7 protein-coding genes are annotated in these 5,673 nt (G+C 71.2%); 5 read left to right on the top strand and 2 right to left on the bottom strand.

The features are described from left to right. The coding region (locus A7A76_RS03480) for a DUF2058 domain-containing protein (protein WP_206409891.1) at positions 1-486 on the top strand (486 nt) is incomplete at its 5' end. A gap of 240 nt (positions 487-726) precedes the next feature. Here the strand turns inward: A7A76_RS03480 and A7A76_RS03475 are convergent. After that, a complete protein-coding gene (locus A7A76_RS03475) occupies positions 727-1,587 on the bottom strand; it encodes an alpha/beta fold hydrolase (protein ID WP_206409890.1) in 861 nt (286 codons plus the stop codon). 241 nt (positions 1,588-1,828) lie between these two features. Further along, complete coding sequence (locus tag A7A76_RS03470) at positions 1,829-2,608, bottom strand: SDR family NAD(P)-dependent oxidoreductase (RefSeq protein WP_206409889.1); 780 nt, start codon at positions 2,606-2,608, stop codon at positions 1,829-1,831. A gap of 138 nt (positions 2,609-2,746) precedes the next feature. Here A7A76_RS03470 and A7A76_RS03465 point away from each other — a divergent pair, with 138 nt between their 5' ends. The 4 genes from A7A76_RS03465 to A7A76_RS03450 all read left to right on the top strand — a co-directional run. Next, the gene (locus A7A76_RS03465) at positions 2,747-3,295 is read left to right on the top strand and encodes a TetR/AcrR family transcriptional regulator (protein ID WP_206409888.1); all 549 of its coding nucleotides are present in this window, start codon (positions 2,747-2,749) and stop codon (positions 3,293-3,295) included. 216 nt (positions 3,296-3,511) lie between these two features. Beyond that, entirely contained in the window at positions 3,512-4,321 is an 810-nt protein-coding gene (locus tag A7A76_RS03460; protein ID WP_206409887.1) for a right-handed parallel beta-helix repeat-containing protein, read from the top strand. A gap of 100 nt (positions 4,322-4,421) precedes the next feature. After that, complete coding sequence (locus tag A7A76_RS03455; RefSeq protein WP_206409886.1) at positions 4,422-5,252, top strand: right-handed parallel beta-helix repeat-containing protein; 831 nt, start codon at positions 4,422-4,424, stop codon at positions 5,250-5,252. Positions 5,253-5,469: 217 nt separating this feature from the next. Next, positions 5,470-5,673, top strand: a 204-nt coding sequence (locus A7A76_RS03450; RefSeq protein ID WP_206409885.1) for a hypothetical protein, incomplete at its 3' end; no start/stop codon positions are given.

Genomic DNA, 5,673 nt, shown 5'->3' with positions numbered 1-5,673 from the left:
GCCAAGCCGGGCGAGCGCGGCCGCGGCCGTCCCGGCGCCGGCGGCCGTCCGGCCACGCGCGAGGACATCGACCTGGCCAAGGCCTACGCCATCCGCGCCCAGCGCGAGAAGGACGAGCGCATCGCCGCGGAGAAGGCCAAGCAGGAAGAAGCGCGCCTGCGCCGCGAAGCGCGGGCCAAGCTGGCCGAACTGCTCAAGGACCAGGCGCTCAACGTCGCCGACGCCGACATCGCCCGGCATTTCCCTTACGGCGGCAAGATCAAGCGCGTGTACGTGACCGCCGAGCAACTCAAGCAGCTCAACGCCGGCGAGCTCGGCGTGCTGCAGCAGGAAGGCCGCTACCTGCTGGTGACCGCGGCGATGCTGGCCCAGGCCGAAGAAATCTTCGCCCCGGCGGTGGCGCTGAAGGTCGACCCGAACGCGCCGGCGCAGGACGATCCTTACGCCGATCCGATGTACCAGGTGCCCGACGATCTGGTCTGGTGACGCGCGCGCGGGCAGGGCGCAGACGCCGCCTGCCCAACGCCTGCACCCACGAAGGCCGCGATGCGAATCGCGGCCTTCCTCGTTTGCGGCCGCCGCTGCGTAGCTTCGATGGTGCGCTGTAGGAACTGCGCGAGCTGCGACCGCGAATCCTCAGCTACGGCGAAGCTGTCGTCGTAGTTGCGTTGGCGCGGTCGCAGCTTGCGCAGCTCCTACAGGGGGCTATCGAAGCGGCGCGGGTGCTCAGGTGCCGGTCGGGCGCAGCGGTTCGGCGAGGGTTTCGGCCGCGGCCGGCGCGAGGCGTTCGAGCATCGCCGCGATCGCCTGCGCGGTCTCCAGCGGCCGTTCCATCGGGAACAAATGGCTGCCTTCGACCCAGGCCCAGCGCTCGCCGACCAGGCGCCGCGTCGCCGCGCTGCCGGCGTTGCGCAGTTCGCGCGAGCCGGTGCCGGCGAGGAAACCGACCGGGGTGCGCAGCAGCGCGGTCAGGCTGCTCAGCGAGGTGGTCGGCAAGCTGCGGTAGATGCGGTATTCGATCTCGCGTTCGAACGCCAGCTCGCGCGCGCCGTCGGCGCCGGCGCGGGTGCCGTGTTCGACATAGTCCTCGAGCACGCGCGCGTCCCAGCGCGCGAACGCGGGCTTGGCCAGGAAGTGCGCGCGCACCGCGTCGCGGTCGGGCCAGTGGCGGCGGCGCTGCAGGGTCGCGCGGGTCGGCATGACCAGGTTGTCCAGGCCGGTGCGCCGGCCCAGTTGCACCAGCCGCGCGCGCCAGCCGGCGATCAGCGGCGAATCCAGCATCACCACCCCGGCCACGCGCGCGGCCAGCGCGGTGCCGGCCAGCCGGTGCGAGGCCAGCAGGCTGAGGTAGCCGCCGAGGGAATGGCCGACCAGGAAGATCCGCCGCGCGTCGCCGGCCGCGGCCTGGGTGCGCTGGACCAGTTCCTCGATCAGATGCGGCCAGTCCAGGGTCACCGGATAGCGCGGGTCGTGGCCGATGCGCTCGGGCCGCACGATCCGGTAACGCGCCGGCAGCGCCTCCAGCATCAGCCGGTAGACCGGGGCGGGGAAGCCGTTGGCGTGGGAGAACAGCAGCAGGTCTTGCATGGCGGCGCAGGCACGCGGGGCGGCGGTGGCCGAAACATACCATTGCGTACAGTCGGGTCGCCAGCGAATCCAGCCGCAGCCCCCTGATGTAGGAGCGACGCAAGTCGCGACCGCGCCAACCGGCGTGCGGCGCAAGCGCCCACCGCGCGATGCACGCCGGCCAGGGCGGCCGGGCTTGCGTCGTCGTTGCGGATTCGCGGTCGCGGCTCGCGCCGCTCCTACAGGGGGAAGCCGGCCGCGATCAGAGGTAGCGCGGCGCCGGCTGCGACTGGCTGTAGTGCGGCAGCATCGCCTTGCGCGCCGCGTCGGCGGCCTGCCACAGGGCTTCGTCGTGCAGCGGCGGGATCGTCACCGCCTCGCGCCGATCAAAACCGGCCAAGGCGGCGTCGACCAGGGCGTCGACTTCCATCACCCCGGGAATCTGCGCGACATCGCGCCCCGAGCGCTGCCAGATTTCGGTGCGCGTCGCCGCCGGCAGCACCGCCTGCACGTACACGCCCTTGCCGCCGAGCTCGCCCTGCAGCGACTGGCTGAGGTACTGCACGAAGGCCTTGGTCGCGCCGTAGACGCTCATGCCGAACTCCGGCGCCAGCCCGACCACCGAGGCCAGGTTGACGATGGCGCCGCTGCCGGCCGCGGCCAGGCGCGGAGCGATCGCCGCGGCCAGCCGGGTCGGCGCGGTGACGTTGAGCGCGATCAGCTGCGCGGTCTGTTCCGGGGTTTGTTCGAGGAAGCCGCCGGGCAGGGTGGCGCCGGCGTTGTTGATGAGCACGCCGATGCGGGCGTCGTCGCGCAGCAGGCGTTCCAGTCCGGCCAGTTGCGCCGGGTCGGCGAGGTCGGCCTGCAGCGGCTCGGCGGCGACGCCGTAGTCGGCGCGCAGGCGCTCGGCCAGCGCTTGCAGGCGGGCGAGGTCGCGCGCGACCAGGATCAGGTCGTGGCCGCGGCGGGCGAAGCGGTCGGCATAAACGGCGCCGATGCCGGTGGAGGCGCCGGTGATCACGACAGTGGGGAGCTTGGACATGGGGGAGGGCTCGGATGGGAATTCGGTTGGGCCGAACCGGCAAGCGCCGGCCCGGGTTTATTCATGATGAGCATCATGATTGAGTTATCATGATGGCCGTCATGTAAGCTGTCAAGCGTCCCCAGGAGAGCGCCCCCGATGAAAGTCAGCCGCGAGCAAGTCGGCGAAAACCGCCGCCGCATCCTCGACCAGGCCGGCCGGCTGTTCCGCGAGCGCGGCTTCGACGCGGTCAGCGTGGCGGAAGTGATGAAGGCCGCCGGCCTTACCCACGGCGCCTTCTACGGCCACTTCCAGTCCAAGGACGAGCTCATCGCCCAGACCCTGGCGCACGTGCTCGCCGGCAGCGAGGTCGCGGCCGAACCCGAGGCCTTCCTGGCCGGTTACCTGTCGTCGCAGCACTGCGCGGACGCGGCCGGCGGTTGCCCGGTCGCCGGCCTGGGCGCGGAGACCTTGCGCCAGTCGCCGCAGGCGCGCGCAACGATGACCGCGGGCCTGCGCGAGCAATTGCGGCGCATGAGCGAGACCGCGCCCGGCGCCGACGCGGCGGCGCGCCGGCGCGAAGCGATCGGGCGCTGGTCGGCGATGGTCGGCGCGCTGACGTTGGCGCGGCTCAGCGACGATGCGGCGTTGGCGGAGGAGATTCTCGAACAGGCCCGGCGCTGGATCGGCGAACGCAGCGCGCAGTAAAGCCGACGCGCAGCCGTGCGGGTTTCGATCCGCGCCATTCTTGTCGGGCACGGCGTCGCACGCGTTGCGACTGATGCGTCGATACAGGAAAAAACGCGCGTCGCCGCGCCAGCGATGGCGCCGTCGCTAGCGTCTGCGCATACTCGCCATGCCGGCGCCGGCTTGTGCGGCGGCGCTGCGCATCACCCATGGACGCAACCACAAGAGAGGGACTTCATGCGCATCTTCATGCGTACGGGCTTGGCTTTGGCCTGCCTGATCGGCGCCGGTTCGGCGCTGGCCTGCGACACCGTGCTGGATCCCCAGCGACGATTCATCGATCAGCCCGGCAAGTACTGCCTGAACGCCGATCGCAACCAACCCATCGCGATCCTCGCCGACGACGTCGAACTCGATTGCCGCGGCCGCACCCTGAGCTGGACGCCCAACGACGGCAACGACGGCGTCGGCGTGCACCTGCGCCGCGGCGACAAGGCCGTCGTGCGCAACTGCCGCCTGCAAGGCTGGAGCTACGGCATCCTGGTGAGCGAGCGCGGCAACGCGCAAGTGCTCAACAACACCGTCGTCGACGGCGGCGTGGGCATCGCCGTGCACGGCAGCGAACGGCCCGAGGACGAGAACGCGCGGCTGATCGGCAACCGGATCTTCTACTACGGCCAAGGCCAGGGCGCCGATTCGGCGATCGCCGTCCAGCACGCGGCCAAGCCGGTGCTGACCAACAACCTGGTCGCCGGATTCCGCGGCTGGAGCGCGATCTGGCTCGACCGCGCGCCGGACGCGCAGCTCACCGGCAATCAACTGCTCGACCTCAACGAAGGCGGCTCGGCGGCGGTGCGCATGGAGCAGTCGCCGCGCGCGCGGCTGCTCCACAACACCGCGATGCTGCGCCGGGGCATCGACGGGCGCGGCCTGGTCGGCGCGGTCGACGCCACCTGCATCGAGAACGTGTTCATCAACACCGTCGCTCCGGGCTTCCAGCAGTGCTCGGTGCGGCGCTACAACGTCGAGCAGATCAACAACGATTGACCCGCCGCGGTCGCGCTCACGCAGACGCGCGGCCGCCACACTGGACCCGCGCCGGCCGCACGCCGGCGCTATGCGACTCCATCACAAGGAAGAGAACTCCATGCGTCATCCAGCCAACACCGGCCTCGCCCTGGCCGGCCTGCTGCTCAGCGCCAACGCTCTGGCCTGCGACACGATCCTGCCGCCGACCCAGGTCGGCGTGCATCTGCCGGGCAAGTACTGCCTCAGCGCCAACCGCAGCCTGCCGATCGAGATCGACGGCGCGGACATCGAACTGGACTGCCGCAGCCGCACCCTGGCCAGCGCGCAGCCCGGCAACAGCGAGACCGGCATCCGCGTGCGCGGCGGCAACCAGGTCGTGGTGCGCAATTGCCGCATCGAAGGCTTCGCGGTCGGGATCTTCCTGGAAGCCCGGTCCGGCGCGCAGTTGCTCAACAACACCGTGCTGCGCGCGCAGTTCGCCCCGATCGTGGCGCGCGGCGAGTACTTCCAGGGCGGGCCGATCGATCCGCAGATCGAGCCGGCGCGCATCGTCGGCAACCGCGTGGTCGGCTACGGCCAGGGCGCAACGGCGAATCCGGGCGCGGCGCTGATCGTGCAGGGCTTGCCGCGGGTGACGATCAGCAACAACGTGGTGGCGGGTTTCAACGGTCCAACCGGCCTGGAATTGTTCGAATCGCCCGACGCCCAGCTGACCGGCAACCAGTTCCTCGACTTCAGCCGCGGCGACCGCCTTGTGCGGCTGCAGAACTCGCCGCGCGCGCGGATCGTGCACAACACGATCATGGCGCGTCAGCCGACCGTGTTCGAAGGCCTCAGCGGCGCCACCGATGCGACCTGCGTGGAGAACGTGTTCATCAACACGCTGCGCTCGGGTTTCGCCGATTGCGCGGTGGCGCGTTACAACGTCGAGCAGCAGTCGCAGATGTAAGCGCAACGCGCGCGCCGCCGGGGCCGGTGCGTCGGCGGTGCGCGTTTATAGCTGCGGTCCAGGCCGCGGCGGTCTTGCGCAGATTGCGGCGAAATCCCGCGCCGGCCGCAGTGGCGGCCGGCGCGGGTTCGAACCGGCCGGCGCGCCTTGGCGGGCGCCGGTTCGCCGCGCGCTCGCCCGCACCTCAGCGCGGGCGAGCGGCGAGGGCGGATCAACGGTGGCGCGGACCGCCCTGGTTCTGGCCCTGATCCTGATTCTGGGTTTCGAACATCGCCGTCAGCGCGCGCACCCGGCCTTCCTGCTGCGCTTGCGGCTGGGCTTGCTGTTGCTGTTGCTGTTGCTGCGCAGGCGGCTGCTGCGCCTGAAGCGGCGCTTGAGCCTGCGCGAGCGGCGGCGCGGCTTGCCCCGGCGCCGCCTGCGG

The organism is Lysobacter enzymogenes (genome assembly GCF_017168095.1).
GTDB lineage: Bacteria > Pseudomonadota > Gammaproteobacteria > Xanthomonadales > Xanthomonadaceae > Lysobacter > Lysobacter enzymogenes_D.
This window is presented reverse-complemented; position numbering and strand designations above follow the sequence as displayed.